Below are 24135 nucleotides of genomic sequence, written 5' to 3'. Positions count from 1 at the left end.
AATTAGACAGCCGCTCAGGCTTACCAACTGGGAAGCTCCGGCATCATACGTAGGCGTGCTTCCGGTAGCTCCAGTTCGAGTTCTCGAAGGCGCTCTTCGTGTCGAGGTCCCAGCACGCGTAACTCCCCATTCACTCGTTCAATGAGTATTGGTACATTACCGAGCAAAGAAAATTCAATCTTGGTACGGTCCGCAATAAACTCCGGTGCGTTGTAGAAGAATACCCACCCATACGGCAGAGCAACCACTTTTTCTCTGTCCAATACTGCTTGCCCATCGGTTGCGACAGAAATCCAACATTCGGCAATCTTCTTGGCTGCACTAAATATCATTAGCTCGTCCTAGCTTTTCACTAACTGTTTCCACTGTCGGCTCTTGGCCGCTTACAGCCTGTCGTTGGATAACTCTATTTCACTTCGGACGTCATTGGGAACATTGGTCCATGCCGTCTGCCCCCCAACGTGCAACTGAACATTCATTTCGTCCTCCAGCACTTCGCTGAGGTGAGCAAACCAATGGGCAAAGCGTTTATCGTTCTTCATACCAAGCTTGAAAGCACCAGCGATATTGTCCCAATAAACTCCGGCCGCAGCACGATAAACGTACTGATAGGAGGGACTGCCGCCGCCTTCTAATCCGACCACCAACAACGAATCGTCAGGTGCAATCTCAATGTTCGAGACGGTTTCTAACTTCATTCAGATATCACTCCCCGAGTGTGGGTCCGTTATTGGCCGAAAGGACGCATAGCTTACTGGAGCGACCATACGTAAGTCATCTGCATCCACCGAGGCTCGATTGTATCGGCAGGAAGTTTGAATTGGCATTTAGCAATGCTATAAAAAGTTTCCTTGTCGAACTCACGAAAACGTGTCTATCCTGGCCAATTCTACCCGCCGCGTTCCTGCACAAGGCGTTTGGTCAGGCGTTCGCTGGCTTCCGCAGCATACGCACGACATCCATTGGAGTCGATGAGCGGATTGCTGTCCGGCGTGCGAGCTGCCGCCTTTTCAATCACATCAGTAAAGCCCGGGTGTACTGGAATAATGATGTCGCACTTTAGCTCCGCGACCTTGGCGATGCTTGCCGCGAATGAGGCTGAGATATCTGGCGTATTGCCATTACCGGTGAACTTAAAATCGCCGCTTGCGTAAGAATTGAGACTATCGGCAAACACTACATCGAGGCATCGCTGACCTTCACACGAAGCCCAGATCCAGGTTGTGCTACCCGGCGTATGGCCCGGCGTCATGTGAGCGGTCACGCTAATTGGGCCGACCTTTAGAATTTCTCCGTCGCGAACCACTTTAACCTTCGCCACCTTGGCGACATGCACCACCGGATCGGCCTGATACTGTGGATCGTCCAGGCCGTTGGTGCCGCTCTGCAGAGCCAGCGCACCCGAGCGGCTAGCGGCCACGACTGCGCCGCTGGCACGCTGCAGCGCCGCGATCCCTCCTGCGTGATCCCAATGGGCGTGCGAGTTAACGATGAGTTTCACGTCCTTCATCCGAAAGCCCAGCGCCTTGATGTTCGCCTCTATTAGTGGCGCCGATTGCGGTAGCCCCCCATCAAGAAGAATGTGGCCCTTGGGTCCGGTTAGCAAAACGGATGACAGCCCATCGACGCCAACGTACCAAGTGTTTCCGTACACATTGAACGGTTTGATCGGCTTGTTCCAATCTGCGCAATCTTCGCAGTTCACAGGGACGTCGTGCGCCTGTGCGCTACCGGTCGCTGCAGCCACGACCAGCACTAATTTCGCTACCATCTTCATACTTTTATTTCTTAGGTTAATAATGTGCTGTCCAATGTCGCGAAGACCGCTAATGGCCGTCAGATGCCGAACTTGTTTTTAACGGCTGCTTCCAGTTCGGGCAATCCCAAGCCTCCGCGCTGCCAAAATGCGAAAAAAAGCTCCAGTGTGTCAGCAGTAGCTCCCATATCCATTGGGTGTAGGACGCATATGGCCGTTCTGATTTTCAAAACCTCTGGCTCGCTGGACTGATCCCGCCCTTCAATGGCTTGCCAAAGGTGTACACGCTCGCCAATAACTTCCTCAGCACCTGCCACGCCAGTGATGAATCGATTTGCTATTGCCGCAGCGGATCTGGCAATCTCAGGTAATTGCTGCGTAACTCTTCCGAGCGCTTCAATCATAAATCTCTGAGCTAAAAATTGCTCTGCCGGATCATCCAGATCGACGACAACCGAAATAGTTGCAAACAGTTTCGTGCTCAACTTTCACCTTATGTTTTAATGACTTCTCGGTGCCTTACGTCGGGCCGCCTGTCCGTCAGCGGCATAGTAACGCAATGTGCCTACCGCCAGTACGAACGTGTTTCACAGAGCCCGAACCGATTTGCCATCTTATTCCACGAGCTCGCACGCCCTTGAAGAAAAATGAGTTGCCCATATTCGTCCATAGTTGTTTCACGTCCTGATCTGAGCAGTCACTCATCATAGAATGCATCGAAGTCATTCTTGGATAGTGGTGGCAACAGATATGCTGAGTAATCGAAACCGGTGGCGCCGCAAACGGTTTGCCCAGATAGGTTTTCAGGCCGTCGGCGCGCACTCTGGCGATAGCACCACCGGTCACTTTTACGAGGGGCTGGGTAGGTCGGTGGCGTGCCCGCCACGGGTCGCGAGGGCCGTCAAGCAAAACGCGATTACGCCGATCGCATGAAAAGACGTCATTGCTGATTCTCCAATTGTTTGAATTACGGGGGACTGTGGTGGGGCGATGCCTAATCCGAGACCTGTGGAAACAGGGTGAAATCGGGCAGCGGATGCTCCTTCAGTTCCGCCTCGCTACCGATGCGCAGCGCGGTCGCTGGCGTGCCGTTGAACACGGGCCATGCCGGCAGGCCTTTTCCGGTCGGAGCGCCGGTGCTGGCAAACTGGATTACGGTGTCGGCCAGACGTGAGGCTAACTGCCGGTCTGCAGGCGTCCACGCGCGTCCGTCGGTGTCCAGGTTGTCGAACAGGTATTGAATCTCCACGCCATGACCAGCGCCGCAGCCCCAGTCGCATGGCGTCGGTGGCGTGGCCGGGCGGTGGGCGAAGTAGTAGACATACGGTTTGGCATGGCCGTATTTCGCCTGCAGTGCAGCCCAGTACTCCATGCGCCAGCCCCACCAGTCGTTGGTTAGTTGGTGAATGGACGCGACAGCTTGCGCGTCGCTGCCGCCCGGGTAGCTCGCCAGCATACGCTCGGACGGCGCGTGACCCAGCAGCGTGGCCACCAGTTCACGGTGTTTGGTGGCGTTGATTTCTTGGGTGCCAAGGATTTCTCCTGCAAGGTCCTTTCCTTCTTCGGCAGTCCAGCCCACCAGCAGCGGCACATCGTTCTGATGGTGGTTGCGGTAAATGGTGGTCAGATCGGCGTGCAGCAGGTAGCCGTCCACAAAGGTGCGCGGCAGCCACGCCGGCTTCTGCATGTCCTTCACACTCAGCTTTCGCAGATCGGCCAGATGTTCTGCGCCGACGGACTTGGCGAGCGCGAGGCCTTTCGCTTCGGCCTCGGATTTCTGGTTGAAGCGGTGACTGTCGTCAGGCCGGATCGGCATGGCGTCGTTGCCGCTTTCGGCCACGGCACGCTGGAACAGGCCTTTGGCCAGTGGTGAGGCGACCAGCAACCCGACCGATTCGCCGCCCGATGAATTGCCCATGATCGTGACACGCTCAGGGTCGCCGCCGAAGGCCGCGATGTTGTCTTTTACCCAGCGCAATGCCGCGACCTGGTCCAGGATGCCCTGATTGCCGGAGGTGTGCGAGGGCGATTCGGCGCTCAGTTCAGGGTGCGCGAAGAAGCCGAAAATGCCGAGACGATAATTGAGCGTGACGACCACCGCGCCGCGCTTGGCAAGATTGGCGCCGTCTTGGACGGGGACGGCGGCGGTGCCACCATACATGCCGCCGCCATGAATCCACACGATGACGGGCAGCTTGTGCGCTTTTTCAGGTGTCCAGAGGTTCAGGTACAGGCAATCCTCGCTTTTCGGATTCGGGATCCAGTCGGCGGTCTGGGCGCATGCCGGAGAGAAGCTGGTGGTCGACTTCACGCCCGTCCAAGGCAGCACGGGTTGCGGCGCTCGCCAGCGCAAATCGCCGACCGGCGGCGCGGCGAACGGGATACCCAAATAGGTCCTGTGGGTGTCGGACTGGATGCCGACGATGGCGCCACCGGTGACCTTGACCGGACTGGTTAGCGAGGCGGCATGGGGCAGCGGGGCCGCCAGGGCCAGCAAGCCGAAAGTGATCAGGTTGAGCGCGCGTACAGACATCATCATAGATTTTCCTTGCACTGTGAGAAGGTTGTAGTGGTTTTTGACTGGGCCAGACGTTGACGGCGCGCGCTGTTCAGATTCCGGCGTGGCCGCAGCATGCCCGATGGGACCATCGGTTCGACTTCGGCGATCAGTTCGGCCAGGCTTGCGATGGTGGGACTGCCATAGATCGTGACGAGGTCGATATTGTGGCCGTACTGCAAATCCAGCTCGTGCTTGACCGCCATCAGTGCCAGCGAATCGCCGCCCACGTCGAAAAAGTTGGTGCGTTGCCTGATGCCATCGTCACCACCAGCTTGCACCAGAACTCGTGGACAGCATTTCATGGGGCGCGTGCACCGCCTCCAACCGCGCCTTCCCTTCATCGGCCGGCGCAGGCAGGCGCGCGAGGTCGATCTTGCCGTTCTGATTCAGCTGGAAGCTTTCGCATCGTCATCTTGATGAACGTTGTTTCGTTCAATGTCCTATTCTGGCCATTAGCATCACTCATCTTGCTTTTGGTTTGTTGGCGAAATAGAAAAAAGAGCGGCTATTAAAATCGTGAACAGAGTGATGAAGCTGACCTTGAGCCAATCCACTTCCGCCCAACTCTTGTTGTAGCATTCCCAAATGATGGTCCCAAAGCCGCTGCCAACGCCGCCGGCGATAAAATTTTTAAGCCGCATTTTCATCCTGTCTTTCAGTGCGATGTCATCCATTTCTGGCCAAGAGGCGTCTCAGGCAAGGCAAAAACTGCCGTAAAGCATACCAGTTTGCCAACAGGAAAAATGCGTGGATTCTCACTTTTTTTACTGGGTTTTGAGTGAGTACGCCATCTATTGCCCCAAGTAGTTCAATGAGTCTAGTTACCGCTGCGGACGCAGCAAAGGCCCCGCAGGGCAGGTTCCCGTTGAGCACCGCAGGCGCGAATACGGGAAGTGAAGTTAGCAAACCGCAAGGTTAGCTAACTTCACATATCCTGCCCGCTCTTTCTCGGCTATTTTTGCGTCACCTTGTACGCCCGCAGATGCCATTTTGTATATCAAAATGTAACTGGGACGGAACTAGAATGTTATTTTTGCGCCACTTAATGAGATTTTTCGCTCTTCTTGCTCAACTGACGTGGCACTAAGTACATTTTCAAGCGCATCGTCCTGCTACTTATTTTGGCAGCTACAGTCAGAAGTCGATAGTTCGTGCCTTGTCGGTTCGCTTGCTGCGCTTGCCGCTGGTGTTTAGTGATTCCAGGACGAGCAGAGCTTTCGCGCGGTGGTCTATTTCTGACCCGTCGATAAGTGGGGTCACTTTTGGGGTAACTTCTAGAAAAGGGCGCTTGGAATTGTCAATTTTCCCTATGAAGCGATCCAGCGATTCGATTGACGCCGGCTCCACCACTTATACGTTTTAAGCAAGCTCAGTAGTACAAAAAACCCGCCTCCGAGCGGGTTTTTTACTATGAGAGCCCGTCCAGCATGGCACGAACGTCCGCCGCCATCCAAATACGAACTGGGGTCAGTTCATTTCAGGGGCTTTTTCTTTTTGCGCGTGCAAATCGGAACTATGGGAGCATCCAAGAGTGCCGCTCTTCTGCCTGCTATTCGATCGCCTCTAGAGATGCTGTGTTGGGCTTACGCTGATCGACGATTAGACGGAACTTTCCGGCCGATGTACGTGGAATGTAATCAAGAAGACGCAGTTGGACTGTCACATGGGCACCGAAGCGCTGGCGCGCCCGCGTCACGGCGGGCTCAACGTCGTCAAGCGTATAGCCCGGATGCAAGACCACATTAATGCAAATATCATCAAGTCCCTGCTGTACGATTTGCCCTTCTTTCAGTCCTGAAAGATAGTCGAAGATGAAGTCAAGCATGACATGCTCTCTACCGTCCGACGTGACTATCTTATCGGTTTCGCGTCCCACAATTTTCTCTAAAGCGCGGAACTGCGAGCCACATCCACAACGGAACCCCGGTGCTTTCGGTACAACAGCGTCTCCAGTGTAATAGCGGATCAAGGGCATGGCCGCATTGCCAAAGCCTGTACTAATAACCATTGCCGTACCGTTATTCTGTGGGGAAAATTCGACGAAACCACTGTCTTCCATGACGTGATAAGTGCCTTCCGAGCAGGTGCCGATCGAGCTCACGCGCTCCGCTTGGCCGTACCAGTCAAACACGGCCACGCCAAACGCAGCAACAATGTCCCGTCGAACGCCGTCGGACAATGTTTCGGAGGATGTCACAATGCCGCGCAGCTTGCGGCCAAGATAGCGTTTGCCGTTCGCAAGCAGCCAGCGCGCCACACAAGCTATCGAAGAAGGATAGGCCTGAATAATCACAGGATCGAATTCGGTAATCGCTCGTAAATAATGCTCGATCGTGTCGTCCCGGAGGTGAAAAGAGGAACATACCAGCATCTGCTCTGCAACATTATGACGCCAAAATGGCCCCGTCCAGTGCTGCAGCGGTATGATATCGTCGCCACGCAACCATACACGCCGGTCCCCGCGAGACCATCCTGCCCAACGTAACTGACGCTCGATCAACGCGCGCTCGTACGCGGTCGATCTCGGCGTGCGGATGATAGTCATCGGGGATCCTGTGCTACCACTGGTTGCCGTGAAACTACGCAGAAAAACATTTTCAGAGTAAAAATCTTTGCCACCGCTAATTACATCAGCTTTTTGCAAAATGGGCCAAGTCTCGAGGTTAGCGGACTCGACATTTTGCAAGAGATGGCGACGCTGACGATAGAACGGCACATAGGCCAGCGCTTGTCTGGTCAACTGTGTCAGTTCACTCTGCTGCCAGCGTTGAATATCTTCCAAACCGAAGCGTTCGAACGTCGCCACCTGCTTGCGATAACCCTGGATGCCAGCGACTCCCCACATTGCCCTACGTGCGCAGCTGCGCATACTGAGCGCGAGCTCTTGAGTAGACCTATGTACCGCACTAAAAGCGCCTGGGCGTCCCATGGCAACATTTATATTCTTCATGGAAATAATCAAAAACATAGAGGGAATAGAGATCACGTAACAGAGTGTAACGTAATGTATCTACTAGCCAGCATTGTAACTTGGATAAGTTTCAAGAGAATTACAGATAGGAAAAGACTACCTGCCACCCAATGGAGTCCCGATGCTTGGACGATCTCTACCGGTTTTGGGGCGATTTCCAGCCGCGAAGGTTTAAACGCGCGTACCTCTCGACGGTGCTCTGTGTTGCTTGATGTTTGGCCATGTATTTGAACCCTTTGGCGGATGCCGCCCAGTACAATGCTCCCATTGCAAGCCCGACAATGAATTGGAGGAAGAGTGAGGGGCGGCGAGAATCGTAGAAATGTATGGCCGGCGGTTAAAGATGAGTGTGATTGCGACGGCGAGTGCACAGAACAATACACATGTGAGAAGTTGCCGACTTAAACTAATTTTTTGTCATTTTAACTTTCACATATTGGTTCGTTAGCCTTGCGGAAGGCTAACGATATCCTCATTGGCGGCCGACTACGTATGAACAAACATTCTGCAGAGGTCAGAGATTCAAGGTCCAATATTGGCCGCTTGCTGCCGTCTTTAAGTAAGCTTCAATGTTTAATGGTGTTGACGAGCTGATTCGCGCGTTTGGAAGATTGCGTATCGGCTGTGGGGAGGTGTAGCCCGAACGATAAAATCTGTGGTGGCATACCGTCAGCGGTAAGGTTCAACTCGTAAAAAACCTGTTGTCCATCGCTAGCCGTGGAAACATATCTAAGCTGAACAAACTTCTGAGCATCCAATGGTGCATTTTGATATGCAGCAACTTCCAGCTTCACGCTTCTACCATCAGGTAGCGCCGCGACAAGATGTAGCGTTGAGAAACTACCAACACCATCGTCGATTCGTTGAAGCGCGTGCTCGGTGGTAGTGATATCTTCCCTTCCTCGCGGTACAAACATGGCGGCTGCATCCCGATAACGTTGATGCTGTAACGCGTCCACAAATCTATTGGCGACAGCGCTGATGCTGACATCATCGCTGTTGGCGGCATTGGCGGCAATCGATGTGCAGAGCACAAGAGCGCCAAGGATGAATAACTTCAATTTCATGTTGAATCTGTCCATATCAGTGGCAGTGATCGACTGCTTTTCTAAATAGTCCTCTCCTTGCCGCGACCCGCCCTAATCCCTAGGAATAACTTAATTTGCGGGATCAACAGCCCAACCATGACTGGCAAGCCAGCCAACCTCGGCAAATCCGGAAGGAACAATATCCTCTTCTTTAAGTCCGTAGAGTGCATGCCAGTCCAATTTCATGCCCTTGAGTGTGACGTTGCAAACGTTAAATTGCGCACCTGCGGCACGTGCGGCGTCTATGGCTTCCTTGATCTTGGGATCGATCGGTTGCGATAGCAATTTGATGCCAGCACCGTACATCACAATTTTCACCTGCATGCCGCCACCCAATCCACCAGTGACCGTTATCCCGTTGCCAACGTTGCGCAGTCGGAATAACCAAACTGCCGGATCGTCGCTAGTAATTGGCACGACGACCTTGACCTCGCCATATGGCGCATGTTTGATGTTGGGCTCGACATATTCAGCACGAACTGGATTGGTGAGCACAATCGAAACGAAAGTGGCAATCAGAACATCCCGCAACGTAATATGGTTTTTCAACTAAGGTGCTCCGTATGTCAATGTCTGCTTTTGAGGCCTGTCCACTCCGGCCGCTTTTAACCGTTAGCGTCACTCATCCTGCTTTTGGTTTGTTTGCGAAATAGAAAAAAGAGCGGCTACTAAAATCGTGAATAGGGTGATGAAGCCGACCTTGAACCAATCCACCTCCGACCAACTCCTGTTGTAGCATTTCCAAATGATGGTCCCAAAGCCGCTTCCAATGCCGCCGGCGATAAAATTCTTAAGCCTCATTTTCATCCTGTCTTTCAGTGCGATGTCATCCATTTCTGGCTAAGAGGCGTCTCAGGCAAAGAAAAAACTGCCGTAAAGCATACCAGTATGGCAACAGGGAAAATGCGTTGATTCTCACTTTTTTACTGGGTTTTGAGTGAGCACGTAATCTATGCCGCCAAATAGTGCAATGAGTCTGGTTACCGCTGCGGACGCAGCAAAGGCACCGCAGGGCAGGTTCCCGTTGAGCACCGCAGGCGCGAATAAGGGAAGTGAAGTTAGCAAACCGCTAGGTTAGCTAACTTCACATATCCCGCCCGCTCTTTCTCGGCTATTTTTTCGTCACTTTGTATGCCCGCAGCTCCCATTTTGCATATCAAAATGTAACTGGGGCGGAACTGGAACGCTATTCTGGAAAAGGGCGAGTAGAAATGTCAATTTTCCCCTCTGCAGCGGTCCAGCGATTCGATTGACGCCAGCTCCACCATCCGGATGCATGACCACAAAGGCCCCGCCGCGCAAGCATCGGGGCCTTTGTTTTATCTGCTCAATTTTGAGGCGGTTTGTGAGATACTATGGGCCTGCAAGCTGTAACGAGGTCCCATCATGCTGGGCATTTTGATACCACGCTACCTGACCGCCAAGCTGGGCGCGGAACTCAGCGTCGATGACCTTGTGGTCGATGTGGAGCTGCGCGATGGCCGGATCCTGACTGCGCTCGTGGTCAAGGACGGCTGCTGCATCACCGGCCGGCGCGACGGCCCCAGCGACGCCTTCAGCCTGTTATTCGCCAGCGAAGACATCGCCGATGTCCGCCTGCACGCTTTTGTCTACGCCCACCGCTAGCACTCGCAGAATATCGTGCCCACGCGCCGAATTTTGATGTAAAATAGCAATCACTGTTGTTTCTATGTACATCAAACCGAGGGCTCACCATGAAAAAAATTATTGCCGCCAGCTTGCTGGCCTTTTTTGCAGCAGCAGGCGCCAGCGCCGCTGAACTGGTGACCAACGGCAGCTTCGAAGACGGCGGTGCTGGTTGGGGCTCGACCCAGACCGCAGGTTTCGCGCCAGTCTCGGCGTACATCAATTGCTGCGGCATCGACGGCAGTGGCTATCCTGCAGCCAACGGCGTGGCAGCGGCCTTCTTCGGCTGGGGCCAAATGGCCGGCGGCACCATCTTCCAGGACCTGGCGACCGTTGCCGGCAATACCTACACCGTGAATTTCTCTTACGGCGCCATCTCCGGCAGCGCGTTGCAGACCATGACGGTTGAAGCCTCGAGCGGCCTGGCGGTACTGGGTTCGCTGGACGTCAGCGCCTACGGCAACCACAACCAGGCATCTCTGGTGTCGCCATATTCGTTCACCTTCGTGGCCAACAGCAGCAGTACCAAGCTGTTGTTCCGCGACACCAGCGTGAACACCGACAGCACCGACGGCATGGTTGACCTTGTCAGCGTCACCGGCGCCGTGCCGGAACCAGAAACTTACGCCATGCTGCTGGCAGGCCTGGGCCTGGTGGGCTTCGCAGCGCGTCGCCGTAAAGCGTAATTTCGCTCCTGGTAGGGCGGATTCGAAAAGGCCGGGCCTCATTGAGGTCCGGCCTTTTTGTTTGCCTCAGATCTGGGCGATGCCGCCATCCACAAACAGTTCGATGCCGTTGATGAAGGTGCTGTCATCGGAAGCCAGGAAGGTCACGGCCTTGGCCACTTCGGATGGCTGGCCGAGGCGGCCGATCGGCACCAGCGAGGCCAAGTGGCCCAGCAGGCCGCTCTGGTGTTCTTCCGGCACCAGCCCGGCCAGGCCAGGGGTATGCACCGGGCCCGGGCTGATGGCGTTGACGCGGATGTTGCGCGGTTTCAGGTCCAGCAGCCAGCTGCGCGCGAAGTTGCGCACGGCCGCCTTGCTGGCGCTGTAGACGCTGAAGTTTTCCGTGCCCTGCACCGAGGTGGTGGAGGCGGTCAGGATCACCGAGCTGCCGTCTTTCAGCAGGCGCAGCGCTTTCTGCACGGTGAACAGCGTGCCTTTCACATTGCTGTTGAAGATGCGGTCGAAGTGTTCTTCGGTCACTGCTTCCAGTGGCATCATGTCGCCGCCGCCGGCGTTGGCGAACAGTACGTCCAGATGGCCCGAGCGTGCTTTGATTTCAGCGTAGATACGGTCTAGGTCATCCAGATTGGCGATGTCGCCCTGGATGCCGTAGACGGTGGCGCCGGTGGCGCGGATGGTCTCCACCGCTGCGTCCAGTTCAGCCTGGCGGCGGCCGGTGATGTACACCAGCGCACCCTGTGCTGCGAAATCCTGCGCCGAAGCGAGGCCGATGCCGGTGGTGCCGCCGGTAACCAGTGCTACTTTGCCTGCGAGTTTGTGTGCATTGTTCATGATATGGCTCCTAGTGGAATATGGTTGACGACGGAATCCACTTTACGCTCGGCGAACTATTGAATAAAGTAGCTGTAACGAAATGGATTATTCCCATATGTGAATAGTGAGGGGCCACATGGACCAATTGCAGGCGATCCGCGCCTTTGCCCGCGTAGTGGAGGCGGGCAGCTTCACCAAAGCGGCTGACACGCTGGGCATGCCCAATGCCAGCCTGACCAAGGCGATCCAGCAACTGGAAGCGCACCTGCGCGTGAAGCTGTTGTTGCGCACCACGCGGCGCGTGTCGGTCACGCCGGAGGGCGCGCAGTATTACGAGAAGACCCAGCGCCTGCTGAAGGAGCTGGACGATGTGGACGCCAGCTTCAGCACCGCCCAGTCGCGCCCGCGCGGCCACCTGCGCATCGACACTGGCAGCTCGACCGCCAGCATGGTGCTGCTGCCAGCTTTGCCGGGCTTCCTGGCGCGCTACCCGGACATTCGGGTCGACCTGGGCGTCTCCGACAAGCACGTTAACCTGATCGGCGATAACATCGATTGTGTGATCCGTGGTGGCGCCTTGACCGACCTGTCGCTGGTCGGCCGCCAGATCGGCCGCGCTTCGTGGGTGACCTGCGCCACGCCGGCCTACCTGCGCGAGTACGGTATGCCCAAGCATCCGTCAGAACTGGAAGAAGGCCACGTCATCGCGCATTATTTATCGACCCGCACCGGCCGCAGCCTGCCGCTGAATTTCGCCAAGGGCCGCGAGAAACTGGAAATCCACGGCACGCGCGCGGTCGGCGTGAATGAGAGCACCGCCCACGTCGCCGCGGGCCTGGCCGGGCTGGGCGTGATACAGACCTTCAAATACGCCGCTGCACCGCACCTGACTAGTGGCGCGCTGGTGCCCATCTTCGACAAATGGCAGCCGGAACCGTATCCGTTCTACGTCGTCTTCCCCTCCAACCGCTACGTCAGCAACCGCCTGCGCGTGTTCATCGACTGGGCCGCCGAGTTGTTTGCAGCCCTTGATTAGAAGCCCGGCGCCGGAACTTCCGGAATCTGGTTGTGCAGGCTGGCGTTGATCACGTTCCAGGCACGGATGACGGCAATGGCGTAGCTCAGCTCGGCGATTTCATTGTCGGTGAAGTGTTCTGTCAGTTGCCCGAAATCGTCGTCGCTCGGCTGGCGCTGGGGCAGGGCGTTGACGGCTTCGGCCCAGTTCAGCGCGGCGCGTTCCAGTGCGCTGAAGAACGGCGCTTCGCGCCAGCCGGCCAGCGCGTTCAGGTGGCGCGGTTCGGCGCCTTGCTTGATCAGGTCGCGCCAGTGCATATCGACGCACACGCCGCAGCCATTAATTTGCGAGACGCGCAAGTTGATCAGCTCCACCAGCCGCGAACCGAGCGAGCTTTTTTTGACGGAGCCGGACAGCGCGATCATGGCCTGCAGGTTGGCCGGCGCAAGTTGGAAGAAGGGGATGCGAGCTTGGGTCATGATGATGCCTCTCAGAGAAAGCGGAGGCCACACCATTGCGCCCTCCATACCCTGTAAGACGGACCATCCGCACCGCTTGTGACCGCTTTTAGAAAATAGTTTGCGGCACGCCCACCAGCTTGTCCGGATTGCGCACGATGAACACGGCGACGATGCGCTCGCCCTCGATCACAAACGCCTGCGCCGACTCCAGCTTGCCATCGACATAGCGCACCAGACCCGGCCCGCCGTTGACGCGCGCCTGCCGGTACACCACTTGCTGCGGATACTGGTGCTCTAGCGACCAGAACGAGCCGGCCACGCGTCCGGCACCGTGCAAGATGTGCAGGTAGGAGTTGACCTTGCCGCCGCCGTCGGCCACCAGTTGCACCTCGTCGGCCAGCATGCTTTTCATGGCGCTGCGGTCGCCCACTTGCGCCGCCGCGATGAAGCGTCCGAGCAGCGCGTGATGCTGCGCCTGCGGCACGTTGAAGCGCGGCTTGTCCTGCTGCACCCGCTCCTGCGCCCGATGCACCATTTGCCGGCAGGCCGCCTCGCTCTTGCCGAGGATGGCGGCGATGTCGGCGTAATCGTGCTCGAACACTTGCCGCATCAAAAAGGCCGCGCGCTCTTCCGGCGACAGCCGCTCCAGCACCCACAGCAAGGCCATCGATACTTCACTAGCCAGCTCGGCGTGGCTTTCCGGCGTGTGCTCGTCCAGCTCGACGATGGGCTCGGGCAGCCACCAGCCGACGTAGGCCTCGCGTTCGCTGGCGCGGGTGCGCAGGCGGTCGATAGCCAGGCGGGTGGTGATGGTCACCAGCCAGGCCTCGGCCGATTGCACAGCGTCGCGGTCGCTGGCTTGCCAGCGCAGCCAGGCGTCCTGCACCACGTCCTCGGCATCGGCGCGGGTGCCCAGCATGCGGTAGGCAATCGAAAACAGGCGCGCTCGCAGCGCGGTAAAAGTGGAGGTGTCGCTCATCATCCATCCAAGACGCGCCAGCCGCGCGGTTTGTGACAGCATAGCTTATCCAGATTGCGCATTTGCTTTTTTGGAATCATTCGTGGCCATGCGCGCCGATTCCCGCTACCGTTGGCTGCACCAACCAACAAGGAGACAGCATGAAACTGGAAACCATCGCCGTCCACGGCGGCTACAGCCCGGACCCGACCACGCGCGCCGTGGCGGTGCCGATTTACCAGACCGTGGCCTACGCCTTCGACGACACCCAGCACGGCGCCGACCTGTTTGACCTGAAAGTGCAGGGGAATATCTACACCCGCATCATGAACCCGACCCAGAATGTGCTGGAAGAACGGGTGGCGGCGCTGGAGGGCGGCATTGGCGCGCTGGCGCTGGCGTCGGGGCAGGCGGCCATTACCTACGCCATCCAGACCATCGCCGAAGCCGGCGACAACATTGTTTCCGCCGCTACGCTGTACGGCGGCACCTACAACTTGTTCGCCCACACGCTGCCGCAGTTCGGCATCACTACCCGCTTTGCCGATGCGCGCGATCCCGCGTCGTTTGCCAAGCTGATCGACGAGCGCACCAAGGCCGTGTTCATTGAATCGATCGGCAACCCGCTCGGCAACATCACCGACATCGCAGCGATCGCTGCCGTCGCCCACGCGCACGGCGTGCCGCTGATCGTCGACAACACCGTGGCCACGCCTTACCTGCTGCGCCCGATCGAGCACGGCGCCGACATTGTGGTGCACTCGCTGACCAAATACCTGGGCGGCCACGGCACTTCGATCGGCGGCGCGATTGTTGATTCCGGCAAGTTCCCGTGGGCGCAGCACAAGGAGCGTTTCAAGCGCCTCAACGAGCCGGACGTGTCCTACCACGGCGTGGTCTACACCGACGCACTGGGCCCGGCTGCCTACATCGGCCGTGCACGCGTGGTGCCATTGCGGAATACCGGTGCGGCGCTGTCGCCGTTCAACGCCTTCCTGATTTTGCAGGGGATCGAGACGCTGGCGCTGCGGCTGGAACGCATCGTCGAAAACACCAGCAAAGTGGCGCATTTCCTGAAGCGCCACGCCAAGGTCAAGTGGGTCAATTACGCCGGGCTGGAAGACCATCGCGACTACGCGCTGGCGCGCAAATATCTCGGCGGCCGACCGTCCGGTGTGCTGACCTTTGGCGTAGAGGGCGGGGTAGAGGGCGGCGCGCGCTTCCAGGATGCGCTTAAGCTGTTCACGCGGCTGGTGAATATCGGCGACGCCAAGTCGCTGGCCTGCCATCCGGCGTCGACCACCCACCGCCAGCTTAACGAGGAAGAACTGGCCAAGGCGGGGGTGACGGTGGATACGGTGCGGCTGTCGATCGGCATCGAGCACAGCGACGATTTGCTGGCCGACCTCGAACAGGCGCTGGCGGCAGTTTAAGACTTGCCGGGCTTGGCCGGTTTGTCCGGCACGCGGGTGACGAAGACGTTGCCGTCCGACAGCGTGCAGTCGATGATGTGGTTGCGCGACAGGCTGGCGTGGCGCGAGGCCAGGTCGTGGTACTTGCCGGCGTCTTCCAGCCGCAGGTCGATGCGGAAGCTGTCCAGGTTATTGGACGCCTGCACCTCGCGCAGGCGCTGCTTGCGCACCTCGGCTTCCTTGTCGCTGCGGCCGTGCATTTCCGGGCCTTCGAAGTAGCGGATCAGGGCGCACTCGATGACATCGATGCGGTCCTTCAGCAGCATGTCGGCCGCCACTGGATTCTGATTAACTTCCAGCTCGGCCGGGTCGCCGTCGTCCGACATCACCTCGACATTGAAGCGCTGGATCAGCAGCAGCATGTCGTTGTCTTCGCTGAACTTCTGGTGCACGCGCTGTACCGGCGTCAGGCGCGCGCGCGCCAGGCGGCCCAGCGGGTCCTTGGTCTGGCCGACGTATTGCACCTCGGTCTTGTATTCGAGGTCGTTCTCATACTGCTGCAGCACGTCGTGAATCGACAGCGCCTCGACCAGGCCGCCCCAGTTGAGAGTGAGGAAGCGGTCGGTCAGCACCACCGACGGCTTTTTCAGCGTGGCCGCAAACGGCACCGTCAGCTCGATGGTGAGCGTATCTTTTTTCTCTTCCGGCCCCACCAGCAGCGGCACCGTCAGCTTCAGCGAGAAGAAGCCCCAGCTGGTGCTGCGCGACGTGTCAAAACGCACGCGCGGGCGGTTGACGGCAAAGTAGATCAGGCGCTTTTCGCAGGTTGCCTCAAGGTCGAACTGCATGCGGCGCAGGTGGCGGCCGACCGGGTCGCGGATGTCCGGCACTTCCGGGAAACCGGCGATCAGGTCGTACCAGTGGAATTTGGCATCGGCCACGGTGACCACCCAGGTCTGCGGCGCGGCACTGCGCTGCGGCATCAGCGGCAGCAACTCTTCCATGGCGTCGGGCGGCGGCGCAATCAGGTCGTGGAACGGCTCGGGCGCTTCGTCGAACAGCGCACCTATGCCCAGCTCTTCCGGCGACGGATCGGGATAATCGTCGTCGTCATTGCTCATCGTGCGTGCTCCAGGTCCAAGTGTCATAGTGAGGTGGATTATAGTGCCTGCGGCGCGATATTTCCATGTGGAAACCTGCCCCGAAAGCAATAAAGCATCTCAATGTAACACTACTCAGGCCTTGTTACCCTTGGCGGCTGCGGGGAGTGGCATGGGCGCAACTTGTGCCTGGCCATCGGCGATGAAACAGCTGAGCAAATGGCGGCGCGCCGAGCTGACGAATTCCGAACACAGGTGGTTGTAGTAGCCGATCTCGGGTAACTCAAGGTCGATGGTGTATTGCACCAGGTGGTTGGCCGCCTGCACTGCGACCACGCGCTCGCTGCGCTGCTGGCGTTCCTCGGTGCCGTGCAGACGCGGATTGCTGCCTTCGAAGTAGCGGATCAGCGCCGCTTCGATCATGTCGCTGCGCTCGGCGTGCAGGGCGTCGGCCGCCTGCGGGTGGGCGTTGAGCTCGTGATCGGCCGGGTCGCCTTCGGCGCAGCTGACTTCCACCGTAGTGCCCAGTACCAGCAGCAAGGTGTCGTAGTCGTCGCCGAACTGGGCGCGCACCTTGTGCATGGCCGGCAGGCGGCCTTTGCCGAGCCGGCCGTCCGGATCGCGGGTCTGGCCGACGTAGGCCACCTTGCTGGGCAGCTTGAGGGTGTGGGCGTAAGTTTGCAGCAGGTCGTGCACGGAAAATACTTCCACCAGGCCGCCCCAGTTGAGGCTGATGAAATGCTCGGTCAGGGTCACGCTGGGCTTTTTCATGGTGGCCGCGAACGGTACCTTGAGTTCGACCGTGATGTGGTCCTTGGCCTGTTCCACACCCAGCAGCAGCGGCAGGGTCAGCTTGAGCGAGAAGAAGCCCCACTGCACCATGCCGGCCACGTCGAAGCGCACGCGCGGGCGGGTGACGGCAAAGAACAGGTGGCGCTGCTCAGCGGTGGCGTCCAGCTCGAACTGCATGCGGCGCATGTAGCGGCCGATCGGGTCGCGGATGTCGGGCTTGTCGGCAATGCCGGCGGCCAGGTCGTACCAGTAGTACTTGGCGTCGCTAACGCGCACCATCCAGCTCTGCGGCGCAGCGGTGCGCTGCGGCAGCGAAAGGAGGGAATCGGCGTTTGGCTGCGGGGTTTGGGCAGCCGGCTGCAAGGTAGTCATGTTGCGCCTGAGTGGATGAGTATGGCTGCGAGCCTATACCCATTTTTTCCACGCGGCAACTAAAAAGCGATGCAGTGATTCGTCTATACAACGGAATCAGTGGCGTGGGCCTGTTGCAGCAGGGCAAGCAGCTCGGCCGGTTGCTGGAACACATAGTCGGCCTGCCAATGTTGCGGCTCGACGGGGCCGCAATAGCCCCAGCCGCAGGCGATGGTCAGCATGCCGGCGGCACGGCCGGCCTGAATGTCGCGCACGTCATCGCCCACGTACCAGCAGTCTTGCGGCGCCAGCTGGAGGCGGCGCGCCGCTTCCAACAGCGGCGCCGGGTGGGGCTTGGCGTGTGGCGTGGTGTCGCCGGAGATGGCGCAGGCGGCGTGGGCCAGGCCGATCTGCGGCAGCAGCGGATCGGTGAAGCGCTTCGGCTTGTTGGTGACGATGCCCCATTGCGGGCCGGCCGCCGTGATGCCGTCCAGCAGCGTGGTGATGCCGTCGAACAGGCCGCTGTGCACAGCCATCGCCGCTTCGTAGTTGCTGAAGAAGCCGTCGCGCAGTTCGGCGTAGCCGTCGTCCTCCGGCGCCAGGCCGAAGGAGGCGCCAATCATGCCGCGCGCGCCGGCCGAGGCGGTCGGGCGCAGGATGTCGTAGGCGGTCGGTTCCAGCCCGCGTACGGTGCGCAGCAGGTTGACGGCGGCGGCCAGGTCGGGCGCGGTGTCGGCCAGGGTGCCGTCGAGGTCGAACAGGATGGCGCGCGGGGCGTTCGGCGTGCTCATGTTCAGACTTCCAGTGGACGGCGCGCTGCCACCAGGTAGTTGACGCTGGTGTCGTCGTTGAGCGAGTAAATCTTGGTCAGCGGGTTGTAGCCCATGCCCTTGAAGCCTTGCACTTCCAGCCCGGCGCTGCGGATGAACTGCGACAGCTCGGATGGGGTGATGAATTTCTCGTAGTCGTGCGTGCCTTTTGGTAGCATGCGCAGGATGTACTCGGCGCCGATCACGGCAAACAGGTAAGCTTTCGGATTGCGGTTCAGGGTCGAGAAGAACACGTGGCCGCCCGGCTTCACCAGCGCGGCGCAGGCGCGCACGATGGCGCCCGGGTCTGGCACGTGCTCCAGCATTTCCATGCAGGTGACGACGTCGTATTGGCCGGCTTCCTGCGCGGCCATCTCTTCGGCGGCGATCAGCTTGTAGCGCACTTGCACGCCCGATTCCAGCGAGTGCAAGTCAGCCACTTTCAGGGCTTTTTCGCCGAGGTCGATGCCGGTGACGGTGGCGCCCTTGCGCGCCATCGATTCCGACAGGATGCCGCCGCCGCAGCCGATGTCGATCACATTCTTGCCGGCCAGCGGCGCGCGCGCGTTGATCCACTCCAGGCGCAGCGGGTTAATCTCGTGCAGCGGACGGAACTCAGAGGTCGGGTCCCACCAGCGGTGCGCGAGTTCGGCGAATTTTTGCAGTTCTAATGGATCAGCGTTCATGTTTTCTTATGCAAAAGTGAATGCGCTATTTTAACCCGCTTTGCATTTTGTCATAGGGCCGGCCGTGAGGCGACGGCAGACTGGGTGCATGTCGAATCCCGTCCCACCAGCCTGTTACGACTTGCCCTGGAAAGCAGCGGTGACGCATGCTGTCCATCCCTTTATGGATTTCTACTTTCCGGACTTCAGCGCCCGCATCGACTGGCGGCAACGGCCGCGCTTCCGCGACAAGGAGTTGGCTGGGTTCGGCGCCGCGCCGGATGTCATGGTGGCTGACCTGGTGGTGGAGGTTTGTTTGCGCGTCGGCCGCCAGCGGAAGGTGCTGGTTCATATCGAAATCCAGGCGCAGTACGATGCTGCACTGGCGCGGCGTGTACATGACTATAACTACCGGATTGGCAAGGCGTTCGGCCTGCCAGTTATCAGTTTGGTCTTGTTGGCCGATGCGGATCCCAACTGGCGGCCGCGCAGCTTCCGCCAGCGCATGGAAGGCAGGACATTCGCTTTTACTACCGCCAAGCTGCTCGATTATGCCGCCGATATCGCTGCGCTGGAGGCCTCGCACGATCCGATTGCCTGGCTATCGCTGGCTCACTACCTTACGCAGCAGACTCATCATGACCCGGACAAACGCTATGCGGCCAAGCTGCACCTGACACGGCTCCTGTTTCAGCATAACTGGAAGCCGAGGCGCATAATCGTGTTATTCAATGCGGTCAACTGGATGATGAGCTTGCCTGAGCCGCTTGAGCGGCGTTTCTGGCGGACCGCCCTTCGCTTGGAAAAGGAGCACGAAATGAGATTGCTTAACCCATTGGAACAACTCATCGTTGATGACTACATCAAGAAAGGTATCAAGCAAGGTCTGAAGCAAGGCCTGAAGCAGGGGCTGGAACAAGGAATAGAACAAGGACTAGAACAAGGACTGGAACAAGGACTGGAACAGGGGCGCGCGGAAGGAGGTGCGGCGGTGCTGGAGCGGGTTCTGGTGCAGCGGTTTGGGCCGCTGTCGCAAGCTATGCGAAAAAAGCTGGCCAAGGCCAGCGTGGTACAAGTGGAGGCCTGGACCGATGCGTCGGTGACGGCGCAGTCGCTCAAACAAGTCTTTAAATAAAAAAGCCCCCGTCTGCACTGAGCGCGATCTTGAGCGCGCTCAGGCTGACGGAGGCCTTCCTCAGTGGAACGCTAGCAATTATTTGCTGGTGCCGACCACTTCGATTTCTACACGGCGGTTTTTAGCGCGGCCTTCGGCGGTTTTGTTATCCGCTACAGGTTGCTTCTCGCCTTTGCCTTCGGTGTACACGCGATTGGCTTCTACGCCTTTCGAGATGATGTAGGCTTTGACGGCTTCAGCGCGGCGTACCGACAGCTTCTGGTTGTACTCATCCGAGCCCACCGAGTCAGTATGGCCAACGGCGATGATGACTTCCAGGTTGATCGAACCCAGTTTCGAGGTCAGATCGTCCAGCTTGGCTTTGCCTTCTGGTTTCAGGACCGACTTGTCGAAGTCAAAGAAGGCGTCAGCGGCGAAGCTCACTTTTTGTGCGGTTGGCACTGGTACTGGCACTGGGGCTGGTTTTGGTGCTGGAGCCGGTGCTGGAGCAGGCGCGGCTGGTGGTGGCGGCGGTGCTACGCACTTGCCGTTTTCCAGCTTCTCTGGCTCAACGCAGATCGGAAGATCGCAACCTGGCACGGCGTCAGCCGGGGTCCAGTAGCCGGTGCGCCAGCACAGGCCGAACGGATCGCGCGCGATCACGCCGCGTGCATCTTGCACGTAGGCGCTTTTCGGGGTGGCAGCTTTGATGTCCTGGGTGACTGGAGCGTACGGTGGCGCGGTTGGTGCGGTCTGCGCAATGGCGGAGCCGGCAAATGCAGCCGAGATGGCCAGCATCGAAATCAGTTTTTTCATATTTTTCTTCCTTTCGGGGTGATGTCTATCTGCAGAAAACTGCGCGGCGAGTTCTTTGCGTGGGGCGAATTCTACCACGCAGGGGCGTCAGCCTCGTTTTCCGCTTGTGATTCAAGCAATTGACTTCTCGTCCATTTTGCCACAAGCGATGAAAGTCGTTTAAATCGCTTCAACATGGCGGCTTTTCGCGTTCAACCAAAATGTTGTTTTGTTGCAACGTGATTGTCGATAATAATTGAGTAATGTGTCATGAATATTACAAGTTGTTACTAGCGCTACACGCACGCGACACCGCATGGATGCTGGGCTACTGCGGTTTTCCGCTAGTTGCCGTGCGCCCATGCTAAAATCGTACGCTTGCCTGTCTCTTGGGAGAGGCTCAACAAACCACAGTAAAACGACCGGCCAATGGATCAATTCGCAAAAGAAACAATCCCGATTTCCCTCGAAGAAGAGATGCGCAAGAGCTACCTCGATTACGCCATGAGCGTGATCGTCGGCCGCGCCTTGCCGGATGTGCGTGACGGCCTGAAGCCTGTACACCGCCGCGTCCTGTACTCGATGCACGAAATGAACAACGTGTGGAACCGTCCTTACGTCAAATGCGCCCGTGTGGTGGGTGAGACCATGGGTAAGTACCACCCGCACGGCGACGCCTCGATTTACGACACGCTGGTGCGGATGGCGCAGGACTTCTCGCTGCGCTACATGCTGGTCGACGGCCAGGGTAACTTCGGCTCGGTCGACGGCGACGGCGCTGCAGCAATGCGTTACACAGAGTGCCGCCTCGACAAGATTTCCAGCGAACTGCTGGCCGACATCGACAAGGACACGGTCGACTTCCAGCCCAACTACGACGGCAAGGAAAAAGAACCAACCGTCCTGCCGACCCGCATTCCCAACCTGCTGATCAACGGTTCGTCCGGTATCGCGGTGGGTATGGCCACTAACATTCCGCCGCACAATCTGCATGAAGTGATTGCCGGCGCGCTGCACGTGCTGAACAACCCGGAATGCACGATCGATGAACTGATCGAACTGATCCCGGCGCCAGACTTCCCGACCGGCGGCACCATCTACGGCGTCTCGGGCGTGCGCGATGGCTACCGCACCGGCCGTGGCCGCGTGGTCATGCGCGCCAAGACCCACTACGAAGAGTACGGCAAGGACGGCGGCCGCACCGCCATCATCGTGGACGAGCTGCCTTACCAGGTCAACAAGAAATCGCTGCTGGAGCGCATCGCTGAAAACGTGCGCGACAAGAAGCTGGAAGGCATTTCCGACATCCGCGACGAGTCCGACAAATCGGGCATGCGCGTGGTGATCGAGCTGAAACGCGGCGAAGTACCAGAAGTGGTGCTGAACAATCTGTACAAGCAGACCCAGTTGCAAGACACCTTCGGCATGAATATGGTGGCGCTGGTCGACGGCCAGCCTAAGCTGCTGAACCTGAAGGAAATGCTGTCGTGCTTCCTGTCGCACCGCCGCGAAGTGGTAACGCGCCGTACCGTGTTCGAACTGCGCAAGGCGCGCGAACGCGGCCACGTGCTGGAAGGCCTGGCGGTGGCTCTGGCCAACATCGACGACTTCATCGCCATCATCAAGGCCGCGCCAACGCCACCGCTGGCAAAGAGCGCCCTGATGGACCGTTCGTGGGATTCCTCGCTGGTGCGCGAGATGCTGGCCCGTACCGGCGAAGGCCCGACGGCTGGCGGCATCGACGCCTTCCGTCCGGAACACCTGCCGAAACACTACGGCATGCAGCAAGATGGCATGTACAAGCTGTCCGACGACCAGGCGCAAGAGATTCTGCAGATGCGCCTGCAACGCCTGACCGGCTTGGAACAGGACAAGATCGTCAACGAGTACAAGGACGTGATGGCCGAAATCGCCGACCTGCTGGACATCCTGTCCAAGCCGGCCCGCGTGACCACCATCATCACCGACGAAATGACCTCGATGGTGGGCGAGTTCGGCGATCCAACCAAGGATCCACGCCGTTCCAACATCGAGCACAACGCCAGCGACCTGAATACCGAAGACCTGATCACGCCGCAAGACATGGTGGTGACCTTGTCGCACACCGGTTACATGAAGGCGCAGCCGATCAGCGAATATCGCGCGCAGAAACGCGGCGGCCGTGGCAAGCAAGCGATGGCGACCAAGGAAGAAGATTGGATCGACCAGCTGTTCATCGCCAATACGCACGATTACATCCTGTGCTTCTCCGACCGTGGCCGCATGTACTGGCTGAAGGTATGGGAAGTACCGCAAGGCTCGCGTAACTCGCGCGGCAAGCCTATCGTCAACATGTTCCCGTTGGCGGACAACGAGAAGATCACGGTGATCCTGCCGCTGTCGGGCGAGAACCGCACCTTCCCTGAAGACCACTACGTCTTCATGTCCACCAGCCTGGGCACCGTGAAGAAAACGCCGCTGAAAGACTTCAGCAATCCACGCAAGGCCGGCATCATCGCGGTCGACCTGGACGAAGGCGACTTCCTGATCGGCGCTGCGCTGACCGATGGCGAACACGATGTGATGCTGTTCTCCGACGCCGGCAAAGCCGTGCGCTTCGACGAGAACGACGTGCGTCCGATGGGCCGTAACGCCCGCGGGGTGCGCGGCATGAACCTCGACGAAGGCCAGCGCGTGATCGCGCTGCTGGTGGCAGAGAACGAGCAGCAGTCGGTGCTGACCGCCACCGAGAATGGTTTCGGCAAGCGTACTCCGATCACCGAGTACACCCGTCACGGCCGTGGCACCAAGGGCATGATTGCGATCCAGACTTCGGAACGCAATGGCCGCGTGGTGGCGGCAACGCTGGTGGATTCGACCGACGAGATCATGCTGATCACCACCGGCGGCGTGCTGATACGCACCCGCGTATCAGAAATCCGCGAGATGGGCCGCGCGACCCAGGGCGTGACCCTGATCGCCGTGGAGGACGGCACCAAGCTGTCTGGCCTGCAGCGCGTGGTGGAAACCGATATCGATGAAGTCGAGCTGGAACCGGGCCCGGATTCCAAGCCGGACGACGCAGCAGCCGAGTAAGGTTGAGCAAGCCGGGCGCAAGCCCGGACCAGCGGGGCCATGTCTGTCGCGTAATGCGGCGCAGACT

25 protein-coding genes are annotated in these 24135 nt (G+C 58.6%); 6 read left to right on the top strand and 19 right to left on the bottom strand.

Features of this window, described 5'->3' with window-relative positions; genetic code table 11:
• Window positions 1–20 precede the first annotated feature (20 nt).
• The 11 genes from GTP46_RS18685 to GTP46_RS18635 all read right to left on the bottom strand — a co-directional run bounded on the left by GTP46_RS18685 (window position 21) and on the right by GTP46_RS18635 (window position 9209).
• Window positions 21–332 carry a YrhB domain-containing protein gene (locus GTP46_RS18685; protein WP_161008141.1) on the bottom strand — a complete coding sequence of 104 codons (312 nt, stop codon included), beginning with the start codon at window positions 330–332 and terminating at the stop codon, window positions 21–23.
• A gap of 51 nt (window positions 333–383) precedes the next feature.
• Window positions 384–698 (bottom strand): hypothetical protein, encoded by a 315-nt coding sequence (locus GTP46_RS18680; protein ID WP_161008140.1) that lies wholly within the window; start codon window positions 696–698, stop codon window positions 384–386.
• A gap of 191 nt (window positions 699–889) precedes the next feature.
• Window positions 890–1777, bottom strand: a complete 888-nt coding sequence (gene bla / locus GTP46_RS18675) for a subclass B3 metallo-beta-lactamase (protein WP_161008139.1) — start codon at window positions 1775–1777, stop codon at window positions 890–892.
• Between the two features lie 59 nt (window positions 1778–1836).
• Window positions 1837–2241: a hypothetical protein gene (locus GTP46_RS18670; RefSeq protein ID WP_161008138.1), complete on the bottom strand. Its 405-nt coding sequence runs from the start codon at window positions 2239–2241 to the stop codon at window positions 1837–1839.
• Between the two features lie 509 nt (window positions 2242–2750).
• Window positions 2751–4295, bottom strand: a complete 1545-nt coding sequence (locus GTP46_RS18665) for a carboxylesterase/lipase family protein (protein ID WP_202414342.1) — start codon at window positions 4293–4295, stop codon at window positions 2751–2753.
• On the bottom strand, window positions 4292–4618 hold the full coding sequence (locus GTP46_RS18660; protein WP_161008137.1) for an acyl carrier protein: 327 nt from the start codon (window positions 4616–4618) through the stop codon (window positions 4292–4294). Before GTP46_RS18660 ends, GTP46_RS18665 begins: the two co-directional genes overlap by 4 nt.
• 156 nt (window positions 4619–4774) lie before the next feature.
• Window positions 4775–4990 carry a hypothetical protein gene (locus GTP46_RS18655; RefSeq protein ID WP_161008136.1) on the bottom strand — a complete coding sequence of 72 codons (216 nt, stop codon included), beginning with the start codon at window positions 4988–4990 and terminating at the stop codon, window positions 4775–4777.
• Between the two features lie 875 nt (window positions 4991–5865).
• Window positions 5866–7161, bottom strand: a complete 1296-nt coding sequence (locus GTP46_RS18650) for a phenylacetate--CoA ligase family protein (protein ID WP_161008135.1) — start codon at window positions 7159–7161, stop codon at window positions 5866–5868.
• A gap of 692 nt (window positions 7162–7853) precedes the next feature.
• Window positions 7854–8354 carry a hypothetical protein gene (locus tag GTP46_RS18645; protein WP_161008134.1) on the bottom strand — a complete coding sequence of 167 codons (501 nt, stop codon included), beginning with the start codon at window positions 8352–8354 and terminating at the stop codon, window positions 7854–7856.
• Between the two features lie 90 nt (window positions 8355–8444).
• Window positions 8445–8924 (bottom strand): DsrE family protein, encoded by a 480-nt coding sequence (locus GTP46_RS18640; protein ID WP_161008133.1) that lies wholly within the window; start codon window positions 8922–8924, stop codon window positions 8445–8447.
• A 69-nt stretch (window positions 8925–8993) separates the two neighbouring features.
• The gene (locus GTP46_RS18635) at window positions 8994–9209 is read right to left on the bottom strand and encodes a hypothetical protein (RefSeq protein WP_161008132.1); all 216 of its coding nucleotides are present in this window, start codon (window positions 9207–9209) and stop codon (window positions 8994–8996) included.
• Between the two features lie 552 nt (window positions 9210–9761).
• Here GTP46_RS18635 and GTP46_RS18630 point away from each other — a divergent pair.
• Together GTP46_RS18630 and GTP46_RS18625 are read left to right on the top strand one after the other, a co-directional pair.
• On the top strand, window positions 9762–10001 hold the full coding sequence (locus GTP46_RS18630; protein WP_161008131.1) for a hypothetical protein: 240 nt from the start codon (window positions 9762–9764) through the stop codon (window positions 9999–10001).
• A gap of 89 nt (window positions 10002–10090) precedes the next feature.
• Window positions 10091–10708 (top strand): PEPxxWA-CTERM sorting domain-containing protein, encoded by a 618-nt coding sequence (locus tag GTP46_RS18625; RefSeq protein WP_161008304.1) that lies wholly within the window; start codon window positions 10091–10093, stop codon window positions 10706–10708.
• A 66-nt stretch (window positions 10709–10774) separates the two neighbouring features.
• Here the strand turns inward: GTP46_RS18625 and GTP46_RS18620 are convergent, their stop codons facing one another.
• Window positions 10775–11539 carry an SDR family NAD(P)-dependent oxidoreductase gene (locus GTP46_RS18620; protein ID WP_161008130.1) on the bottom strand — a complete coding sequence of 255 codons (765 nt, stop codon included), beginning with the start codon at window positions 11537–11539 and terminating at the stop codon, window positions 10775–10777.
• Window positions 11540–11657: 118 nt separating this feature from the next.
• Between GTP46_RS18620 and GTP46_RS18615 the strand changes: the two genes are divergently transcribed.
• Entirely contained in the window at window positions 11658–12557 is a 900-nt protein-coding gene (locus GTP46_RS18615) for a LysR family transcriptional regulator (RefSeq protein WP_161008129.1), read from the top strand.
• Here GTP46_RS18615 and GTP46_RS18610 read toward each other — a convergent pair.
• Window positions 12554–13015 (bottom strand): carboxymuconolactone decarboxylase family protein, encoded by a 462-nt coding sequence (locus tag GTP46_RS18610; protein ID WP_202414341.1) that lies wholly within the window; start codon window positions 13013–13015, stop codon window positions 12554–12556. The genes GTP46_RS18615 and GTP46_RS18610 overlap by 4 nt on opposite strands.
• A gap of 88 nt (window positions 13016–13103) precedes the next feature.
• A complete protein-coding gene (locus GTP46_RS18605; protein ID WP_161008302.1) occupies window positions 13104–13976 on the bottom strand; it encodes an RNA polymerase sigma-70 factor in 873 nt (290 codons plus the stop codon).
• A 140-nt stretch (window positions 13977–14116) separates the two neighbouring features.
• On the opposite strand from GTP46_RS18605, the gene GTP46_RS18600 reads away from it, so the two are divergent.
• Window positions 14117–15388, top strand: coding sequence for an O-acetylhomoserine aminocarboxypropyltransferase/cysteine synthase family protein (locus GTP46_RS18600; protein ID WP_161008128.1), 1272 nt, complete (start codon window positions 14117–14119; stop codon window positions 15386–15388).
• On the opposite strand, the gene GTP46_RS18595 is transcribed toward GTP46_RS18600, so the two are convergent.
• The 4 genes from GTP46_RS18595 to ubiG form a co-directional block, all read right to left on the bottom strand.
• A complete protein-coding gene (locus GTP46_RS18595; protein ID WP_161008127.1) occupies window positions 15385–16488 on the bottom strand; it encodes a hypothetical protein in 1104 nt (367 codons plus the stop codon). The two genes, GTP46_RS18600 and GTP46_RS18595, sit on opposite strands and share 4 nt — an antisense overlap.
• Window positions 16489–16602: 114 nt before the next feature.
• Entirely contained in the window at window positions 16603–17631 is a 1029-nt protein-coding gene (locus GTP46_RS18590; RefSeq protein ID WP_161008126.1) for a hypothetical protein, read from the bottom strand.
• Between the two features lie 83 nt (window positions 17632–17714).
• Window positions 17715–18401: an HAD family hydrolase gene (locus GTP46_RS18585; RefSeq protein WP_161008125.1), complete on the bottom strand. Its 687-nt coding sequence runs from the start codon at window positions 18399–18401 to the stop codon at window positions 17715–17717.
• A 2-nt stretch (window positions 18402–18403) separates the two neighbouring features.
• Window positions 18404–19105: a bifunctional 2-polyprenyl-6-hydroxyphenol methylase/3-demethylubiquinol 3-O-methyltransferase UbiG gene (ubiG, locus tag GTP46_RS18580; protein ID WP_161008124.1), complete on the bottom strand. Its 702-nt coding sequence runs from the start codon at window positions 19103–19105 to the stop codon at window positions 18404–18406.
• Between the two features lie 88 nt (window positions 19106–19193).
• On the opposite strand from ubiG, the gene GTP46_RS18575 reads away from it, so the two are divergent.
• Window positions 19194–20219 (top strand): RpnC/YadD family protein, encoded by a 1026-nt coding sequence (locus tag GTP46_RS18575; protein ID WP_161008123.1) that lies wholly within the window; start codon window positions 19194–19196, stop codon window positions 20217–20219.
• Between the two features lie 78 nt (window positions 20220–20297).
• On the opposite strand, the gene ompA is transcribed toward GTP46_RS18575, so the two are convergent.
• Window positions 20298–21014: an outer membrane protein OmpA gene (gene ompA, locus GTP46_RS18570; protein WP_161008122.1), complete on the bottom strand. Its 717-nt coding sequence runs from the start codon at window positions 21012–21014 to the stop codon at window positions 20298–20300.
• Between the two features lie 408 nt (window positions 21015–21422).
• On the opposite strand from ompA, the gene gyrA reads away from it, so the two are divergent.
• Entirely contained in the window at window positions 21423–24068 is a 2646-nt protein-coding gene (gene gyrA, locus GTP46_RS18565; protein ID WP_161008121.1) for a DNA gyrase subunit A, read from the top strand.
• Window positions 24069–24135 lie beyond the last annotated feature (67 nt).

The organism is Duganella flavida, from assembly GCF_009857445.1.
Lineage (GTDB): Bacteria > Pseudomonadota > Gammaproteobacteria > Burkholderiales > Burkholderiaceae_D > Rugamonas > Rugamonas flavida.
The sequence above is the reverse complement of the archived record's forward strand: the minus strand, read 5'-3'. Positions and strand labels throughout refer to the sequence as shown.